Source organism: Micromonospora sp. A202, from assembly GCF_006715105.1.
GTDB classification, from domain to species: Bacteria; Actinomycetota; Actinomycetes; order Mycobacteriales; family Micromonosporaceae; genus Micromonospora; species Micromonospora zamorensis.
This window is the reverse complement of record NZ_VFMP01000001.1, coordinates 1535883-1554397: the sequence shown is the minus strand read 5'-3', so window position 1 is coordinate 1554397 and position 18515 is coordinate 1535883. Positions and strand designations below refer to the sequence as shown.

The window sequence follows — 18515 nt, the reverse complement described above, 5'->3', positions numbered from 1 at the left end:
GTAGCCGCCACGGGTACCCGAGCGTCGATCTATTGACGACCCGCCCGGCGCCCCTTAGCGTCTTGGACGTCAGATATCCGACGTCTTATGGCTAACTTCTCCGTTCCTCACCCCCGTCCCCGGAAGGACATCCCCCGTGTCTCCTGTCCGAGTACTGACGCGCCGAGTGACGGCGGTCGTGGTCGCCGTCCTCGGCGTGGCCGCGATCCTGCCCGCCACGCCAGCTCACGCCGCCCCCGCCGGTGTGAGCGCGACCGCCAGCGCCGACTGCACGACCGGCCGGCTCAACCTGCGGCTCACCAACGGCAGCACCACCTCGCAGACCTTCACCGTCACCTGGCCGGGCCGCACCAACTCCCCCTGGACCCGCACGGTTGCCGCCGGCAGCAGCAGTAACGAGCTGTACTGGACCCTGCCGGCGGGCACGGCGTACACGCTGCGCACGACCACGCCGACCGGACTGGACGACACCTCCGCCGGCATCTTCCACTGCGGCACCGGCATGTCCGCGGTCGCCAGCTACGACTGCACGGCAGGCCGGCTCCAGCTCGCGGTGGAGAACCGCACCACCACCGCCCGGGACTTCACAGTCGCCTGGCCCGGGCGCACCGGATCCCCGTGGACGCGCACCATCGCCGCCGGCGGGAACTACCTGCACTACTGGACGGTCGGCGCCGGTACCGCGTACACCCTGCGGGTCACCGCCCCCGGTTTCGACAGCACCCTGCGGGGAACCGCCGGGTGCGGCCTGGCCGCCGGCACCCCGCAGATGAACGCCACGACGGTCATCAGCACGCAGTCCGTCATCCGCAACCTCAACGGGCCCAACGGCCGCTACGACGGCACCTCCGCCTCGGTCCGCATCCCGGGCATGGCCGTCACCAACAACGGCACCGTCATCGCCGTCGCAGACGCCCGGATCAACGGCTCGTACGACCTGGGTGGCGGCACCAACAACATCCAGATCGCCATGACCCGCAGCACCGACGGCGGTCGCACCTTCGACCAGCCGCGCATCATCCACGCCCCCGCCACCACGAGCGAGGGAGCGGGCGACCCCAGCCTGCTGGTGGACCGCAAGACCGGCGTCGTCTACTGCTTCTACACCTACTCCCCCAAGCCGGGCATCAGCTTCTGGTCCGGCTCATCCGGTCTCAACACCGCGAACGACCCGAACAGCCTGCACCTGCAATACATCACCAGCAGGGACAACGGCGCCACCTGGAGTGCTCCGGTCGAGCTGAACCCGACCATCAAGGTACCGACGTGGCAGCAGGCGTTCTTCTCCTCCGGTCACGGCATCCAGAGCAGCACCGGGCGCCTGATCCAGCCGTTCGTCTACCGGGACGGCGCGGGTCTCACCCAGACCGGAAACATCTACAGCGACGACAACGGCGCGACGTGGCAGCGCGGTGGACCCGCCGGCGGCAACATCAACGAGAGCAAGGCGATCGAGCGTGGCACCGGGGCGATCGTGCAGAACATGCGGCACAACAGCACCCGTAGCCGGTTCTACTCCACCTCCACCGACGGCGGCGCGACGTTCGGCCCGGCCACGGCCAGCGCCCTGCTGACCGATCCGCTCTGCAACGCCGACGAGATCTCCTACCTGCGTCCGTCGGAGCTGGGCACGAACGGCGCGCCGGTGCGGACCCGTACCGCGCTGTTCAGCAACAACGCGGCCCCGGCCGCGCGCAACGACCTCACCGTCCGGCTGTCCACTGACGACGGTGCCAGCTGGCCGGCGCGGGCACTGGTCAAGCCCGGCGGTGCGGGCTACTCCACGATGGCCGTGCTGAACGACGGCACGATCGGCAACCTGTACGAGGTGGGCAACACCGGAGGCATCTTCTTCGCCCGCTTCACAGTGGACTGGGTCAAGGGCGCCTGATCCGCGAAACTCCCGTCCCCGGTGCCGGCACCACGCCGACACCGGGGACGGCTCTTTTCCCCGGCCACCGCTCAGCCGGCATCGTCGAGGGTGCGGATCACCTCACCGGTGTCCAGCCGGGGCAGACGTTCGTGCGAGGTCTCGGGGCCGGGATGCCCGAGATTGAGCAGGAGCAGCACTTCGTGGCAACCGTCGGGGAAGAACTCCCGCCGCACGCCTGCGGCGTCGAAGCCCGCCATCGGCCCGGCGGCGAGACCCGCCGCGCGGACACCGACGATCAGGTAGCCGATCTGCAGGGTGGCGTTGAACCGGGCCTGCTCGACCCGCGCCGCCCGGTCGGCCAGCCAGTGCCGCGCCTGCGGACGGTGCGGATACAGCTCGGGCAGCCGCTGGTGGAAGTCCACGTCGGCGGCGAGGACCGCTGTCAACGGAGCGGCGGCCGTCTTGGCCCGGTTGCTGCTGGAGACGTACGGCAGCAGTCGGGCGCGCGCCGCCGGTGAGCGGAGCAGCAGCACCCGCAGGGGCTGGCCGTTGTAGGCGGTCGGCCCGTACCGGATCAGGTCGTGGATCGCCGCGATCTGGGCGTCGGTGACCGGCTCGTCGGTGAACGTGCTGGCCGTGTGGGCCGCCCGGAACAGCAGGTCCTGGGCGGCCCGGTCCAACGCGAGCAGGTCCGGCGTGGTCGGTGCGCTCACACCTCGACCGCCGTGGTGTAGCGGCCCTGGTGGTGCACCAGCGGTGCGCCGTTCCCGCCGTCGCCCAACGCGAGCGGCTCGGCGATCACCAGCGTGTGGTCGCCGGCCGGCACCCGGTGCACCACCCGGCAGAGCAGCCGGGCCAGCACTCCGGTCAGCAACGGCACCCCGAAGGGCCCGGGCGTCCAGTCCGGGTACGCGGCGAACCTGTCGATGCCGCTGGTGGCGAAGACGGCGGCGGCATCCCGTTGCCCGGCGGCCAGCAGGTGCACCGCGACGTGCTCGGCTCGGGCCAGCACCGGCCAGCTCGACGACGCCGTCCCGAGGCAGAACGAGACGAGCGGCGGATCCAGCGACACCGAGGTGAACGACGTGGCGGTGAACCCCGCCCGGACCGGTGCGCCATTCCCACCCAGGCAGGCGGGGTCGTTGGCGCGGGCAACAGCGGTGACCACTGTGACGCTGGTGGCCTGCCGACGCAGCAGGGCACGGAACAGGTCCCGGCTCACCGGCCGCAGCTCGGCGGCGTCCGTCGTCGGACGCTCGACCGTGGTCACGCCGACACCAGGGTGACGCGCCTCGCGTGCCGGACCAGATCGACGTGCACACGAGCGGTGAGGAGAAGCTCATCCCCCTGCGACATGACCTCATGTTGCCGGGCACGGGATCGAGCGGTCAACGGTCTTCCAGCAGATGAGATTTTCGGCGCTGCCGATGTTACGGAGTGCCCTCAACAGCGTTTACCGTGCCGCAACACCTATCTGTTGGATAGAGATTCGGGTACGCGGCGGAGCACTGTCGAGGACGGACATTGAGAGGGTTTCAAAAGTTGTCGGTTCGGGCATGTTCGATCTCGACACGGCAGGGAACGGTGACGAGGGGAGACCTCCGATGGGCCTCATGTTTCGCAAGCGCAAGAAGTACGGTCCGATCATCCTGAACTTCACCGAGAACGGCTTCTCCTCGTGGAGCATCAAGATCGGCCGCTGGTCCTGGAACTCGAAGGCCAAGGCGCACCGGGTCGACCTGCCGGGTCCGCTGTCCTGGAAGCAGGACAAGTCCCGGTCGTAATCATCCCGGGAGTCGAGCGGGGTGCCGGTGATTCACCGGCACCCCGCTCGGCGTCTGCGGGGGTGCGGAATGCTCAGCGCGCCAGGGCGATGATCTCGTCACCGGCCAGCTTGCCGGCCTCGCGGTCGCGCCGCACCTCACCCGCGTCGAGCAGGTCGGCGAGCGCCCGGTTGGCGTCGACGGCACGGTAGACGGTCGCGGTGAGGGTGTGCCGGCGCAGTTCGGTGACCGGCCGCGACCCGCCCTCGCGCAGCTCGGCCAGCAGCTCGCGGATCAGTGGTTCGAGGTCGGGATCGCCGGCCACGTCGACAGTCGCGCCCATCGGGTCGGCCGGGTCGCGGTAACGCACGTCGAGATCCGCGCCGATCGCCCAGAGCGCGTCGCGGACCGCCTCCAGGCTCCGGTCGGAGCGGCTGCCGAATGCGATCACGCCGGCCCCGTCGCCGTCCGGCAGCACCGGCGCCACCTCGGCGACCAGGGGGAAGCCGGCGGAGACGAGCGCGTCACGGGCGCTGTCGCCGGTGTGCAGCAGCAACTCTCCGGTGCGACCGTTGGTCGCGGCGGTGAGCAGTTTCGGCGTCACGGCGCCGGGCAGGTCCACGAAGGAGAACAGCGGGGCGCCAGCGGCCCCGGCGGCCTTCACGGCGACCGGAAGCCGGTATGGGTCACCGGGCAGCAGGTGCACGGTGACCTCGGCGGGCAGCTCCGCCTCGATCGGGCCGAGTCGGGCCGGCAGGTCGGCGGCGCCGTCGGCCAGCACCAGCACCGTCACCTGCCGGCCGCGCACCTGGTCACCGTGCGCGGCGACCAGGCGCAGCGCGGCCTCCGCGCTGCCCGCGGTCGTGCCCGCGAGTGCGACGGTGGCCCGCCGGGAACGGTGCAGGGCCGCGGGCAGCCAGGTCGTCAACTGGCGGACCAGCAGCTCGCGGAGGAAATCAGTGGTCCGGTCGGTCGGCATCGGTCCGTTCTACCGTACGACCGATCAGGCCGGGACGGAGATCCCCACTCCGCCCCTGGTCTGCCCGCCGTAGCGCTGCCGCTCGGCGTCCAGGTCGAGCCGACCGATCTGCTTGCGGGCGGCCAGCGCGCTGTCGTCGAGCAGGTCGGCGGGGATCAGCCAGACGATCTCGAACTCCAGACCGTCCGGGTCCTTGCCGTAGAGGCTCTTGGTCGTGCCGTGGTCGGAGGTACCGGCCAGTGCGCCGGCGGCGGCGAGTCGCTCGGCGGTGGCGGCCAACTCGTCGAGAGTGTCCACCTCCCAGGCGAGGTGGTAGAGGCCGACGGTGGCCCGACCGGCGGTCGACCGCCCGGCGGCGGCACCGATCTCGAACAGGCCGAGGTCGTGGTCGTTGGTGGAGTCGGGGGCCTGGAGGAAGGTGGCACCCCGGAAGCCGTCCGGGGTCATCGCCACCGGGCGGAAGCCCAGCACGTCGCTGTAGAACGCGACACTGCGGGCGAGGTCACTGACGTAGAGGACCGCGTGGTTGAGCCGGTGGATACCCATGACCCGAGACTAGCGCGGTTTGGTTGAACGTTCAACTACAGGGGATATGATGGCTGTCATGACCCGCTGGCTGGACCCCGACGAGCAACGCACCTGGCGCGCGTACCTCACCGCCTCCCGGGTGCTGATGGACACGCTCGACCGCGAGCTGCAACGCGAGGCGGGCATGCCGCACGCGTACTACGAGATCCTGGTCCAACTCTCCGAGGCCCCCGGCCGCCAACTGCGGATGAGCGAGCTGGCCCAGGCCGCCGGCTCGTCGCGCAGCCGGCTGTCGCACGCCGTGGCCCGGCTGGAGGCCGCCGGCTGGGTGCGCCGCGAGGAGTGCCCCACCGACCGACGAGGGCAGATCGCGGTGCTCACCGACGAGGGTTTCGCCACCCTCGCGGCCGCCGCGCCCGGCCACGTCGAGGGGGTACGACGGCACCTGTTCGACGCGTTGAGCCCCGCCCAGGTCGACCAGCTGCGCCGGATCAGCGAGACGTTGGCCGAGCACCTGACCGGATCCTGACCAATCGACACCGGCGCGGGTCTTGTACTTACCGTCGTCGGATGAGCACGATGGGGCGTGTCTTCCGGCTTCGGCGAACTGACTGATCAGGCGCACCACCTCGTGTCGGCCGGTGATCTGGCCGGCGCGCAGCAGTTGCTCTCCGACGCGCTCACCGACGCCGACCCCCGCCCGGCCAACGCCACCGGAGAGCTGGCCGAGGCGGCCAGCCTCCAGGCCCGGGTGCTGGTGGCTCTCGGTGAGCCGCACTCGGCCCGGGGATGGGCCGCGTTCGCGTACGCGGCCACCACCCGACTGCACGGCCGCTCCGACCCGCGCACCGTGGCCGCCGCGGCGACCCTGGCCGCGGTGCTGCACCGGGTCGGCAGCCATTCGAGGGCCGCCCGGCTCTACCAGGAAGTCATCATCGAGCTGACCGCACAGGACGGTCCGGAGTCGCTGCGGGTGCTCGCGGCGCACGCCGACCTGGCCACCGTCGAGTACGCCCGCGGGCAGTGCACGGTGGCCCGTGACCGGCTCCAGGATGCCTGGGAGCTGCACCGCGAGGTGTACGGCGACGGGCACCCCAGCGGCATCAAGATGCTGGCGCGGCTCGGGGCGATGCAGCGGGACTGCGGGCAGTTCGCCGAGGCGCACGACAACCTGGCGCTGGCCCGCGAGCTGTGCCGGCAGCACCTGCCCGCCGACGACCCGCTGGCGGCACAGGTGGCGACGCTGGCCCGGGCGGCGGCCAACCCCGACCATGCCTGCGCCGACGACCCGCCCACGGCCCGGGACACGCCGGTGGTGCCGGCCGCCCGTGTCCCTCCGCACCACGACGGCCCGGCCGACTCCGACTACCACCCGCCCGCGCCTCCCCCGCACCACACCGGGGCGGCGGCGGGCGGCGGATCCGTTCCGAGCCCCCGGGTGCCCGCCGACGAACCGGTCGGGCCGGCGGGCACCAGATGGCCACCGGAGCCGACGAGCGAACCCTCGTCGTACACCACCGACACCCCGGTGCCCCCGTCCGTGGTCGGGCTGGCCGGCGGCACGGAGGAGCAGTCCGGGGTTTACAGGCTGCGCCGGGCCGACGCGCACCCGCCGTCCGACCCGTACGAGCCGTCCGACCCGTACGCGCCACTTGAGCCGTACACACCGTCCCGGCTGCTGCCGGTGCCCGTGCACCGGGTGCCGTCGGCGCAGCGCAAGCGGCTGGTGCCGGTGCTGGTAGCCGGCGTGGTCGTGGTCCTGCTCGGCGCGGCCGCCGTGATCGCCGGGGTGGCCCAGGTCGACGGCGACGACGAGCCGGCCCCGCCCCCGGCGAGCGGCTCCCCCAGCGCCACCTCACCGGCCAGCACCGCCTCACCGGCCAGCACCGCGCCCGCCTCCACCGGCACCCTGCCGCCGTCGATTGGCCCCGCGGCACCGCCCGGCAGCCCGCCCGGCGCGGTGACGCTGCGCGACAGCCGGGACAGCATCGCGCTGAACTGGACCTACCCTGCCGGCAGCGAGGGCCCGGTGGTCATCGCGGGTGGTCGGACCGGCCAGGACCGCAACGTCTTCGCGACGCTGCCCGCCGGCACCACCAGCTACGTCATCTACGCGCTCAACCGCACCAACGACTACTGCTTCACGGTCGCCGTCGTCTGGTCCACCGACACCGTCGCCAGCTCCGAGCAGGTCTGCACCCGCCGCCGCTGACCCGCCAGGCACGCCCCGCCGAACACGCCCTCGCCGGCCAAGCCCCGCCGGCCCCGCCCTGCCGACCTCACTCAGCGTGGCTTGCCCACTGACGAGCCCGCCGTGACATTGCGTTACCTCCGGCGCACCCAGCCAGACATCCCACCCCGCCTTTGCTCTGCTTACCTCGATGCACCACTGCGGACGAGCAGCTGAGACGTCACGGCAGCCGCTTCGGCAGGCATCGGCGAGGTATCACGCTATGTAGCTGTCGCGTCCGCGGGTGCAGAGCAAAGGGGTCATCGGTGGGTGGGTGGGGCAGGCTCGCCGTCACGGACCGTCAATCTGTGGCTCACGGCCGTCCTCGCCCGGAAACGCCGGCAGCAGCAGACAAACTCGCAGCCCGCACTGCTCCGGCGCGTCGGTCAGGCTGATGCTGCCGCCCGCACGTCGCACCAACTCCCGGACGATGGCCAGCCCCAGGCCGGCGCCCCCGTCGTCGCGGGCCCGTCCGTCATCCAGCCGGGTGAACCGATCAAAGACCCGCTCCCGGTCCGCGACCGGGATCCCCGGGCCGTCGTCGGTCACCGTCACCAGGTGGTACGCCCCGGAGCCAGGCCCGTCCGTCGACGCCGCCTCGGCGGCGAGCACCACACTGCCGTACGCGTGCCGGACCGCGTTGTCGACCAGGTTGGCCAGCACGCGCCGCAGCTCGTCGGCGTTGCCGGTCGTCCAGAGCGGGCCCGGCGGCGGCGTCAACCGAACCGGCGGCGACGGGTAACGGGCGGCGACCTCGGCCAGCAGCGCGCCCAGCTCCACCGGGCCGACGCCCCGGGTCGGCGGCGCTTCGTCCAGGCGGGCCAGCAGCAGGAGGTCGTCGACCAGCCGGCTCAGTCGCTCGGTGTCGGTGAGCAGGTTGGTGGTGACGGCCGTCCAGTCCGTCCGGTCGGCGAGACGCTGGGCCACCTCCAGCTCGGTCCGGATGTTGGTCAACGGACTGCGCAGCTCGTGTGCGGCGTCGGAGACGAACGCCCGCTGGCGGATCCGGGCCGATTCCAGCCGGTCAAGCATGCCGTTGAGGGTGACCGCCAACCGGTGGATCTCGTCGGCCGACGCGGGCACCGGCAACCGGCCGGCGCCGGCCCGCCCGGTGATCTCCTCGGCGCCTCGGCGGAGCGCCTCGACCGGGCGCAGGGTCGCGCCCACCACCCGCCACGCCACGGCGGCCAGCACGGCCACCAGCAGGGGGAACGCCACCAGCAGGATGGTCCGGACGACGTGCGCGCTGTGCCGCACGTCGGCCATCGAGCGGGCGACCAGCACGGTGAGCGGGTCGGCCGCGGTGCCGGCGGGCACGGTGACCACCCGGACCGGACCGGCGAGCCCGACCCGCTCGGCCGGCACGTCCAGGCGCTGGCGGCGGTCCCGGTCCAGCCGCTCCGGGCGGACCATCGGCACCAGCCGGTCGGCATCGATCGAGGCGGCCCTGATCCGCCCCTGCGCGTCGACGACCTGGACGCGCACCTGGCCACCGGCCACCGGCAGCGGGTCGGGCAGCGCGTCCTCGGCGGCGAGCAGGGCGACCGCGTCGGCGGTCCGGAACGCCTCGGTGTCGACCGTCCGCTGGAGCACGAAGCCGAGCGCGCCGAGCAGCACCACCCCGCCCAGGGCGAGCCCGATGGTGAGGCCGAACACTCCGAGCGCCATGAGCCGCCCCCGCAGCCCGAGCACCGGCATCCAGCCGAGCCACGCCCGGCGGGCACCCGCCGGGGCTTCGGCGGTCACGTCGCCAGCCGGTAACCGGCGCCCCGGACCGTCTCCAGCCGGTCGCGGCCGAGCTTGCGGCGCAGGTAACCGACATACACCTCGACGGCGTTCGGCGCGGTCTCCACGCTCGCGTCCCAGACGTGGTCCAGCAGCTCGGTCTTGGAGACGACCTGGCCGGGCCGGCGCATCAGGTAGTCCAGCAGCGCGAACTCCCGCGCGGTCAGGGTCACCTCGTCGTCGGCCCGGGTCACCCGTCGGCGAGCCGGGTCCAGTCGCAGGTCACCGACCGCCAGCACCGCCGGGCGTTCCGGCGCGCCCCGGCGCAGCAGCGCCCGCAACCGGGCCAGCAGCACCACGTACGAGAAGGGTTTCGTCAGGTAGTCGTCGGCCCCGCAGTCGAGGCCGTCGGCCTGGTCGTACTCGCCGTCCTTGGCGGAGAGCATCAGCACCGGCAACCAGTGCTGCTCGGCCCGCAGCCGCCGGACCAGCTCGTAGCCGGAGAGGCCGGGCAGCATCACGTCGAGGATCATGGCGTCGTACCCGCCGTGCCGGGCCGCGTCCAGGCCGGCCGGACCGGTCCCCGCCACATCCACCGCGAACCCCTCCGCCTGGAGGCCGCGTTGCAGGGCGGCCGCCAACCGGGCTTCGTCCTCCACCACCAGCAAGCGCACGGTCCAAGGGTGCCACCCGGGTCAAACGTGCTGGTCCGGCGTCCTCAGCACACTCACAGGGCACAGGGGGGAGGATGTGCGGAGGAGGTGTCACCATGTCCGTTCTGAGAAGCCGTCCCGTCCTTCGTTGGCTGGTCCCGGCCGCGGCTGCCGTCGCCGTCATCGGCGGGGGCGCGGCGATCGGCACGTTCGCCGCCGAGGCGGAGCCGAGCCTGCCACCGCGTACCGCGGCCCAGCTTCTGGTCGATCTGCAGACCTCCCGGCTGGAGGGGTTGTCCGGGACCGTCGTGCAGCGCGCCGATCTCGGCCTGCCGCCACTCGTCGGGCTGGTCTCCGGCAACGAGCTGACCACCATGCTGACCGGCACGCACACCCTGCGGGTCTGGTATTCCGGCCCGGATCAGCAGCGGGTCGCGCTGCTGGACACCCTGGGCGAGCAGGACGTGATCCGCAACGGCCGGGACGTCTGGACCTGGCAGAGTCGCAGCAACACCGCCAAGCACCTCACCCTGGGCGGCGACGCCGGCGCCGGAAAGCCGGTCCCCGACGCGGCGGCGACCATGCCGGCCACCCCGCAGCAGGCCGCCGACCTGGCGTTGGGCGCAATCGACCCGAGCACCGAGGTCAGCGTCGGCCGGTCGGCCACGGTCGCCGGCCAGGACGCCTACGAGTTGGTGCTCCAGCCGCGCGACAAGGACTCACTGGTGCACCAGTTGCGGATCGCCATCGACGCCAAGCAGCACGTGCCGCTGCGCTTCGAGGTGCTCGCGAAGGGCAGCGACCGGCCGGCGTTCGAGATGGCCTTCACCCAGGTCGACTACCGCCGCCCGGACGCCGACCAGTTCACGTTCAACCCGCCGCCCGGTGTGACGGTCACCGAGGAGAAGGCGGAGCGGCAGGCCGCCGGCCCGGGTGCCGGCAAGCCTGGCCACGCCGCACCCTCGGGTGACCCGCAGGTGCGTACGGTGGGCGCCGGCTGGACGACCGTGCTGGTCGGCCGCCTCGACGGGCTGGAAGGCGGCCCGAAGACCTCCGCGAAGCCGGCTACGCCACCCGCCGGCTCGCCGGACGTGGACATGTCGAAGCTGCTCGGTGGGCTGCCGGCGGTCAGTGGTGACTGGGGCAGCGGTCGGCTCTTCAGCAGCAAGCTGTTCAGCGTGCTGCTCACCGATGACGGCCGCGTCCTCGCCGGAGCCGTCACGCCGGAGCGGCTCTACCAGGCCGCGCGCGGCTGATCCACGCGGTGTTCGCGCCGGGTCGACCTGACGGTCGGCCCGGCGCTTCGCTGCGGTGGACGCCCGGTCAGCGGGCGGAGGTCACGCCGAGTGCCGTGAGGTAGGCGTCGGCGAGGACCGCGTGGCCGGGCAGGTGCGGGTGGACCCGGTCGTCGGCCCAGCGCGTCGCCGGGCTCACCGCCAGCACCCGGTCGAACGCCGCCTGGTTGGCCACGTGCACCGCATCGAACTCGGTGGCCAGCCCCGCCACGACCGCCGCGTACCGGTCGGTGTCGGCGCGTTGCGGGACGCTGCGGTCCGCCTCGATGAAGAACGGGTCACCGAGGATCAGTCGGCAGCCGGTGGCGGCGACCGCCCGCCGAAGCAGGTCACGCAGGGTGCGCTCGTACTCCTCGATGCCGACTGCCTCATCCGGCCGGTCGCCGTAGTGCCGCCAGATGTCGTTGATGCCGACCAGCACCGCGAGCCAGTCGGGGCGCTCGCCGATGGCGTCGTCGTCCCAGCGGGCGGCCAGGTCCCGGACCGTGTCGCCGCCCACACCCCGGTTGACCCACTCCAACTCCAACTCGGGGTGCCGTGCGTCGACCAGGGCGCGCACGAGGCTCACGTATCCGCTGCCGTAGGGCGCGGCGACGTCGCGTCGACCACAATCGGTGATGCTGTCCCCGATGAAGACCACCCGTTGCCCGGTCCGCAGGATCATCCGCCGCCACCTCGCGATCACCGGCGCGCCGACCCGTCCGGCTTGGTGAGAGCCGACGCAACGCGCTATCTTCAACAGTTCGAGGACACAAAAAAGAACGGCTAAAAGCCGTTCCTGCAAAGGATTCTAATCTTTAGGGAGACGGCTTGTCAAGGCACTCCGGCGGTTCCGGCGAATTGCCGCTCGACGACGAGATCGGTCGCGAGCAGGAGTACGTCTCGATGCTCTACGACCGGCTGGACGGGCTGCGTGAGCAGGCCGCCCACCGGCTCACCGCCGAGCTGCGCAACACCGGCGGCACACTCCAGGACCGCTCGCAGCGCGACAGCTCGGTAGCGATGTACGCCGATCAGGTCGAGCAGTTCTCCGCCGTGGAGAATGGGCTCTGCTTTGGCCGCCTCGACGGTGACGACGACTCCAGCCGCTACATCGGCCGGATCGGCATCTTCGACACCAGCGGTGACTACGACCCGCTGCTGATGGACTGGCGGGCTCCGGCAGCGCGCCCGTTCTACCTCGCCACCGCCGCCAACCCGCAGGGCGTACGCCGGCGCCGGCACCTGCGCACCCGGCAGCGCAAGGTCACCGGCCTGAACGACGAGGTGCTCGACATCGACACCGCCGCGCCCGGCGGCCACGAGGAGCTGACCGGCGAGGCATCCCTGCTCGCCGCGCTCAACGCGGGCCGGACCGGCCGGATGCGCGACATTGTCGAGACCATCCAGGCCGAACAGGACCAGATCATCCGTGCGGAGCTGCCGGGCGTCATGGTGGTCCAGGGCGGCCCCGGCACCGGCAAGACCGCTGTCGCGTTGCACCGGGCGGCGTACCTGCTCTACACCCACCGACGCGAACTCTCCAGCCGGGGCGTGCTGCTGGTCGGGCCGAACGCGACCTTCCTGCGCTACATCTCCCAGGTACTGCCGACGCTGGCGGAGACCGGCGTGCTGCTGCGTACCCAGGCTGATCTCTTCCCGGGCGTGAGCGCCCAACGGACCGAACCGGCCGAGACCGCGGCGCTGAAGGGCCGGGCGGTGCTCGCCGAGGTCCTGGCCCTGGCCGTGCGGGACCGGCAGTGGGTGCCGGACGAGCCGCTGGAGATCGAGGTCGAGCGGGAGACGCTGACCCTCGACCCGGAGATCGTGCGGGCCGCCCGGGACCGGGTACGCCGCGTCGACCGGCCGCACAACCTGGCCCGCGCGCTGTTCGACGTGGAGATCGTGCACGCCATCGCCGACCAGGTGGCCGAGCGGATCGGCGCAGACCCGCTGGGCGGGGACAACCTGCTCGACGAGGCGGACCGGGCCGAGATCCGCCGCGAGCTGCGCGAGGAGACGGAGATCCAGGCCGCCCTGGACCGGCTGTGGCCGGTGCTCACCCCGCAGCGGCTGCTCGCCGACCTGTATGCCGACCCGGAGCGCATCGCCGCCGCCACGCCGATGCTGACCGAGGACGAGCGGGCGCTGCTGCGGCGGGAGCCGGGTGGGTGGACGCCGGCCGACGTGCCACTGCTCGACGAAGCCGCCGAACTGCTCGGCGAAGACGAACGGGCCGCGGCGGCCCGGCGGGACCGCATCCGGATGATGGAACGGGAGTACGCCGAGGGCGTGCTGGAGATCGCCCGGGGTTCCCGCTCGATCGACGTCGAGGACGAGGCCGAGGGCGGTGAGATCCTCGGCGTCACCGACCTGATCGACGCGGACCGGCTGCTGGAGCGGCAGGAGGAGGCCGACCGCCTCACCACCGCGCAGCGGGCCGCCGCCGACCGGACGTGGGCGTTCGGCCACGTCATCGTGGACGAGGCACAGGAGCTCTCGCCGATGGCGTGGCGGCTGCTGATGCGCCGCTGCCCGAGCCGGTCGATGACGATCGTCGGGGACGTCGCACAGACTGGCGCGCTCAGCGGCACGCCCTCCTGGGCTGACGCCCTGGCCCCGTACGTCGCCCAGCGGTGGCGGCTGACCGAGTTGACGGTCAGCTACCGCACCCCGGCCGAGATCATGGCGGTCGCCGCCGAGGTGCTGGCGGAGATCGACCCGGCGCTGCGTCCGCCGCGCTCGGTGCGGGAGAGCGGCGTACCCCCGTGGGACCGCGCGGTGCCCGACGAGCGGTTGGCGGCGGAACTGGTCGCCGAAGCCGCCCGCGAGGCGGCCCGGTTGACCGAGGGTCGGCTCGGCGTGCTGGTGCCGGCCGGCCGGGTGGGTGAGTTGGGCGCGGCCGTGACAGCGGCCCTGCCGGAGGCCGCCGTGGGCGAGCACCCGGAGCTGGAGAGCCGGGTCGTGGTGCTGACCGTGGCGCAGGCCAAGGGGTTGGAGTTCGACTCGGTGCTGGTCGTCGACCCGGACCGGATGGTGGCCGAGTCGCCGCGTGGGCGCAGCGACCTGTACGTCGCGCTCACCCGAGCCACCCAACGCCTGGGCATCCTGCGCCCCACAAGCTGATCCCGCACGGCCTCCGGCCGACCCCTGCGTCGATCATGAGGTTGGCGTGGACTGTGATCTCGGACAGCCACGCCAACCTCATGATCACGGTGGGGTTCCGCTCTAGTCGCCGGCGTGATCCTGGGTGGACTTGGCGGGTCCGGTCGCGGACGTGGACTGGTCGCTGGTGCTCCCGCCCATCGGGGTGCTCAGACCGCCGGTGGTGGCGTCGCCGGTCGTGGTCGGTGCGACCTTGCCCCTGTGTCGCTCCGGCTGCCGGGCCACCCTGCGTACGCTCGCCGGACCGGCGGTGCCACCGGTGGTGGTCACCGCGCCCTGCCCGCCGACCGGGCCGCCGTCGCGCAGCACCTGCGGATCGATCCGTTCGTGCGCCGGGTCGAGCGGGTCTTCGCGCTGAATCTCGCTCAGCACATCGGTGCGGGGCACCGTCACCTCTTCGACGGCTCCCTTGCCGTACACGCCTCCGGCGATCCGATCCTCGGCCTGGCGGGCGGCGTCCTGCCGCATGTCGTCCTCACGCACGATCATCACCTCGCAGAAGCTGTGGAACTGACTGCGTGCCCGGCCACCCGCCGACCAAACCCGGCGTGACCGGGAGGTCGTCCACGGCGGTTCACCGTCGCGCCGCCCACTGGCCGCCTGCCCGCAGTCCGAGATGTCCATGCTGTCCGGCGACCGGTGGGAGATGCCCGCCGGCAGAGGGGATGACAGCGTGCGCACAGTACGCCGTACCGCCGTCGCGGCCCTGGTGGCCGCGACGGTGACGACCGGGTTCGCGGTGCCCGCCCAGGCGAAACCGCGACCGGACCGGACATTCGACGTGCAGGCCCACCGGGGCGGCCTCGGGCTGCGGGTGGAGAACACCCTCGCCTCCTTCGGCAACGCCCTCCAGCTCGGGGTGACCACCCTCGAACTGGACGTGCAGATCACCGAGGACGGTCAGGCCGTCGTCACCCACGACCGGAAGATCAGTGGCGCCAAGTGCGTCGACACCGCCGCGGTGACGCCCGGCGACCCGGAGTTCCCGTACGTCGGGAAGTACGTCAACACGCTCACCGTGGCCCAGGTGCGCTCGCTGGACTGCGGCTCGAAGACCCTGCCGGACAAGCCCGGCCAGCTCGCCGTCCCGGGTGCCCGGATGCCGTTGCTGCGTGAGGTCTTCGCACTCGTCAACCGCTACCGGGCGAAGGACGTGAAGCTCAACGTCGAGACCAAGGTGGAGGCGGGCGCACCGACCGAGACCGCGCCCCGCGACCAGTTCGTCCGGGTCACCGCAGCCGAGATCCGCGCCGCCGGGCTGCTCAAGCAGGTCACCATCCAGAGCTTCGACTGGGGCGCGCTGATGCGCATGCGCCAGGTCGAACCGAAGTTGCCGCTGGTCGCCCTGACCAACTACGACTTCCTCCAGACCGGACAGCCGGGCGCCTCGCCGTGGCTGGGCGGGCTGGACATCGACGACTTCGGCGGCGACCCGATCAGGGCGATCCGCAGCTTCGGCGCGAGTGCCTTCTCACCGGTGCACGGCTTCCCGCAGAACGGCACTGTCACCGACCCGGGCTACCAGCCGTACGTCACCAGGGAGATGGTCGCCCAGGCGCACCGCTACGGGATCAAGGTGATCCCGTGGACCGTCGACGACGTGCCGACCATGGCGAAGCTGATCGACGACGGCGTGGACGGCATGATCACCGACTACCCGGACCGGTTGCGTGGCCTGCTGGCGCAGCGCGGCTACCGGCTGCCGAAGGCGTACACGGCGCCGTTCGACATCCAGGCGCACCGCGGCGGTCGGGCCACCCGGCCGGAGAACACCCTGCCGGCCTTCTCGAACGCGTTGTCCAACCGGGCCATCTCCACGCTGGAGCTGGACACCGGCGTGACCGCCGACGGCAGGCTCGTGGTGCTGCACGACCGCACCGTCAACGGGTCGCACTGCGTCGACACGGCCCCGCTGCGCCCCGGAGACCGGAAATTCCCGTACGTCGGCAAGCCGGTGCACGAACTGACCCTGGCGCAGCTCAAGACCGTCGACTGCGGCACGAGGACGCTGCCCGAGCTGCCCGCGCAGGTGCCCGCACCGGGTGCCCGGATCCCGACCCTGGACGAGGTCTTCGCCCTGGTGAAGGCGAGTGGTCGCACCGACATCGGAATGAACATCGAGACGAAGATCAGCCCGGTGGTGAACGACACCGAGCCGTACCGCAGCTTCACCCGCAAGCTCGTCGACGCCATCCAGCGCGCCGGCTTCACCGACCGGGCCACCATCCAGTCGTTCGACTGGCGCACCATCACGTACGCGCGGCAGCTCGACCGGCGGATCGGTACTGTCGCGCTGGTCTGGCAGTACGGCCCGGCCGAGTGCACGTCCCTCGCCGACGAGTGCTCGTTGCAGGCGGTGTACGGGAACCCGTCGGTGAAGAGCCCGTGGACCGGTGGACTGGACTGGTGGAAGCACCCGGACCTGGGCAAGCTGACCCGGGCCGCCGGTGCGGGCACGGTCTCGGCCAACTGGCAGGTGCACGACCCCAAGCAGGACACTGTCGCCTCGGCGGACTGGTACCTGCGGCAGAACCCGGCGTACTTCCACGGACCGGACGTCCGGACCCTCCAGACGCGGGACGACCTGAAGGTGATCCCGTACACCGTTGATGACGCCGCGGTCATGCAGCGGGTGATCGACCTCGGTGTCGACGGCATCATCACCGACGACCCGGACCTGTTGGTGAGCGTCGCGATCCGCAACGGCCTGCGCTGACACGCAGGCCCACCTGATCGCCGGCCGGATTTTTCCGGCCGGCGATCGGTGTTACCTGCTCACCGGCCTCGGGTAGTCGGGGGTTGTCCCCGCCACGAAAGCGAACCGTGCCGTGGCCGAAACGCGGTAGCGGGGCGAGGGAATGCAGGTACGACTCATCGCATCCTGAGGAGGACCAGATGAGCACGCAGGCTGCTTCCACCCGGCCGATGAACCGGCCGATGAACGACCCGCAGAACCCCGCCTCGACGCGGGACATGCCCACCCAGCAGATGCCGGTCATGCGCGACGGGCATCGCAACGACATGCAGGCACCTGGTACGGAGACCAAGCAGGCGTTCAAGACCACCGAGTTCTGGATCTACCTGATCGCGGTGGCCGCCGTACTGGGCGCGTCGCAGGTCGTCGGAAAGAACTCCGCCGGGGTGGACATCTTCCGGGCCGACAACGCCTGGTTCCTGATCACCCTGCTGACGCTCGGCTACCTCGGTAGCCGGGGCCTGGCCAAGGCCGGCAGCAACTGGCGCAGCAGCGAGGAGCGCAAGGCCCGCCACTAAGCGGGTAGCGCGAGCACAGCGCACGATGGCCTCCGGGAGTACCTCCCGGAGGCCATCGTCGTGTCTGGACGACTACTCGTCGCCGCCGAAGTCGCCGCCGAAGTCACCCTCGAACGCATCCTCGATCATCTCGCCGGCGATCATGCCGCCCGCGACGCCGAGTGCCGCACCGGCCACCATGCCGCCCATCCCGTGCCCCCGGCTGTGACCGTGGCTCGGGCCGTACTGGGAGCGGAGGCTGCCGTAGCGGGAGGTGGTCTCGCGCAGCCAGCCGTCGACGACCTGCGCCCAGTCCACCCGGTCGGCGTCGGTGTGCGACACCTGGTAGCGGCCGAAGGCGTCGTGCCCGGCGCTGAGGAACCCGCCGCGCTTGTCGCACTCCAGGATGACCTCCACGCCGCGCTGACTGGTCACGAAGGTCAGCTCGGCCTCCCTGATCGTGCTCGCGTACTGCGGGGAGGCGAAGAACTCGATCTCCTGGTAGAACGGCAACGTCTGCTGGACACCACGGATGTGGCCCCGCTCCAGGTCGGCGTGCTTGAACCGGAAGCCGAGCCGCTGGAACGCCTCCAGGATCCGCTCGTGCACCGGCAACGGGTGCACGGCCACCTGGTCCAGGTCGCTCTTGTCGACGGCGCGGGCGATCGCCAGTTCGGTGCGCAGGCCCATCGTCATCCCGCGCAGGCGCTGGCCGTACACGTCGGTGATCGGGGTCTCCCACGGCACCGGCAGTTGGAACGGGATGGAGAGCTGCTGTTTCGGGGCGAGCTTGAGCGCACCGCTGACCGCCATCCGGTGGAACTCCATCGTGCCCGCGTACTCGGTGTCGTGTCCTTCGACCTCGACCCGGGTGACCAGCCCGATGACCACCTGCTCGATGGCTGCCTCGGCGTCGCCGCCGACGAGGTTGACCTGCCCGTCGAGGGTCAGGCCGGGCCGGGTGTTGGGGTTGGTCAGCACGGTGTCCACACTGGGACCGCCGACACCGAACGCGCTCAACATCTTCTTGAAGACCATCGAAACTCCTGTGCGACGCCGACCGCTCCAGGCTG

17 protein-coding genes are annotated in these 18515 nt (G+C 71.8%); 8 read left to right on the top strand and 9 right to left on the bottom strand.

What is annotated here, in order from left to right:
• Nucleotides 1-166: 166 nt before the first annotated feature.
• On the top strand, nt 167-1891 hold the full coding sequence (locus tag FBZ33_RS07245; protein ID WP_141908444.1) for an exo-alpha-sialidase: 1725 nt from the start codon (nt 167-169) through the stop codon (nt 1889-1891).
• Nucleotides 1892-1962: 71 nt separating this feature from the next.
• Here FBZ33_RS07245 and FBZ33_RS07240 read toward each other — a convergent pair whose 3' ends face one another.
• Both FBZ33_RS07240 and FBZ33_RS07235 read right to left on the bottom strand, forming a co-directional pair.
• On the bottom strand, nt 1963-2586 hold the full coding sequence (locus FBZ33_RS07240) for a malonic semialdehyde reductase (protein WP_141908443.1): 624 nt from the start codon (nt 2584-2586) through the stop codon (nt 1963-1965).
• Nucleotides 2583-3143, bottom strand: a complete 561-nt coding sequence (locus FBZ33_RS07235) for a flavin reductase family protein (RefSeq protein ID WP_141908442.1) — start codon at nt 3141-3143, stop codon at nt 2583-2585. Before FBZ33_RS07235 ends, FBZ33_RS07240 begins: the two co-directional genes overlap by 4 nt.
• Nucleotides 3144-3477: 334 nt before the next feature.
• On the opposite strand from FBZ33_RS07235, the gene FBZ33_RS07230 reads away from it, so the two are divergent.
• Complete coding sequence (locus FBZ33_RS07230) at nt 3478-3657, top strand: DUF4236 domain-containing protein (protein ID WP_053653605.1); 180 nt, start codon at nt 3478-3480, stop codon at nt 3655-3657.
• Between the two features lie 73 nt (nt 3658-3730).
• Here the strand turns inward: FBZ33_RS07230 and FBZ33_RS07225 are convergent, their stop codons facing one another.
• Nucleotides 3731-4615, bottom strand: coding sequence for a hypothetical protein (locus FBZ33_RS07225; protein ID WP_141908441.1), 885 nt, complete (start codon nt 4613-4615; stop codon nt 3731-3733).
• Between the two features lie 24 nt (nt 4616-4639).
• Nucleotides 4640-5161 carry a VOC family protein gene (locus FBZ33_RS07220; protein ID WP_099851601.1) on the bottom strand — a complete coding sequence of 174 codons (522 nt, stop codon included), beginning with the start codon at nt 5159-5161 and terminating at the stop codon, nt 4640-4642.
• A gap of 49 nt (nt 5162-5210) precedes the next feature.
• Between FBZ33_RS07220 and FBZ33_RS07215 the strand changes: the two genes are divergently transcribed.
• The gene (locus tag FBZ33_RS07215) at nt 5211-5672 is read left to right on the top strand and encodes a MarR family winged helix-turn-helix transcriptional regulator (RefSeq protein WP_088951553.1); all 462 of its coding nucleotides are present in this window, start codon (nt 5211-5213) and stop codon (nt 5670-5672) included.
• A 57-nt stretch (nt 5673-5729) separates the two neighbouring features.
• Nucleotides 5730-7355, top strand: a complete 1626-nt coding sequence (locus FBZ33_RS07210; RefSeq protein ID WP_141908440.1) for a tetratricopeptide repeat protein — start codon at nt 5730-5732, stop codon at nt 7353-7355.
• A 309-nt stretch (nt 7356-7664) separates the two neighbouring features.
• On the opposite strand, the gene FBZ33_RS07205 is transcribed toward FBZ33_RS07210, so the two are convergent.
• Entirely contained in the window at nt 7665-9041 is a 1377-nt protein-coding gene (locus FBZ33_RS07205; protein ID WP_141912460.1) for an ATP-binding protein, read from the bottom strand.
• A 74-nt stretch (nt 9042-9115) separates the two neighbouring features.
• Entirely contained in the window at nt 9116-9772 is a 657-nt protein-coding gene (locus FBZ33_RS07200; protein WP_088946934.1) for a response regulator transcription factor, read from the bottom strand.
• Between the two features lie 95 nt (nt 9773-9867).
• Between FBZ33_RS07200 and FBZ33_RS07195 the strand changes: the two genes are divergently transcribed.
• Nucleotides 9868-11007 (top strand): sigma-E factor regulatory protein RseB domain-containing protein, encoded by a 1140-nt coding sequence (locus FBZ33_RS07195; protein WP_141908439.1) that lies wholly within the window; start codon nt 9868-9870, stop codon nt 11005-11007.
• Nucleotides 11008-11074: 67 nt separating this feature from the next.
• Here the strand turns inward: FBZ33_RS07195 and FBZ33_RS07190 are convergent, their stop codons facing one another.
• Nucleotides 11075-11710 (bottom strand): SGNH/GDSL hydrolase family protein, encoded by a 636-nt coding sequence (locus FBZ33_RS07190; RefSeq protein ID WP_141908438.1) that lies wholly within the window; start codon nt 11708-11710, stop codon nt 11075-11077.
• Nucleotides 11711-11856: 146 nt separating this feature from the next.
• On the opposite strand from FBZ33_RS07190, the gene FBZ33_RS07185 reads away from it, so the two are divergent.
• Nucleotides 11857-14151 carry an ATP-binding domain-containing protein gene (locus FBZ33_RS07185; protein ID WP_141908437.1) on the top strand — a complete coding sequence of 765 codons (2295 nt, stop codon included), beginning with the start codon at nt 11857-11859 and terminating at the stop codon, nt 14149-14151.
• A 102-nt stretch (nt 14152-14253) separates the two neighbouring features.
• Here the strand turns inward: FBZ33_RS07185 and FBZ33_RS07180 are convergent, their stop codons facing one another.
• The gene (locus FBZ33_RS07180) at nt 14254-14673 is read right to left on the bottom strand and encodes a hypothetical protein (protein ID WP_141908436.1); all 420 of its coding nucleotides are present in this window, start codon (nt 14671-14673) and stop codon (nt 14254-14256) included.
• Nucleotides 14674-14863: 190 nt separating this feature from the next.
• Here FBZ33_RS07180 and FBZ33_RS33265 point away from each other — a divergent pair, with 190 nt between their 5' ends.
• Nucleotides 14864-16906, top strand: coding sequence for a glycerophosphodiester phosphodiesterase family protein (locus FBZ33_RS33265; protein WP_185755228.1), 2043 nt, complete (start codon nt 14864-14866; stop codon nt 16904-16906).
• A 179-nt stretch (nt 16907-17085) separates the two neighbouring features.
• Nucleotides 17086-17463, top strand: coding sequence for a hypothetical protein (locus FBZ33_RS07165; RefSeq protein ID WP_141908434.1), 378 nt, complete (start codon nt 17086-17088; stop codon nt 17461-17463).
• 72 nt (nt 17464-17535) lie between these two features.
• On the opposite strand, the gene FBZ33_RS07160 is transcribed toward FBZ33_RS07165, so the two are convergent.
• Complete coding sequence (locus FBZ33_RS07160; protein WP_141908433.1) at nt 17536-18480, bottom strand: sporulation protein; 945 nt, start codon at nt 18478-18480, stop codon at nt 17536-17538.
• Nucleotides 18481-18515 lie beyond the last annotated feature (35 nt).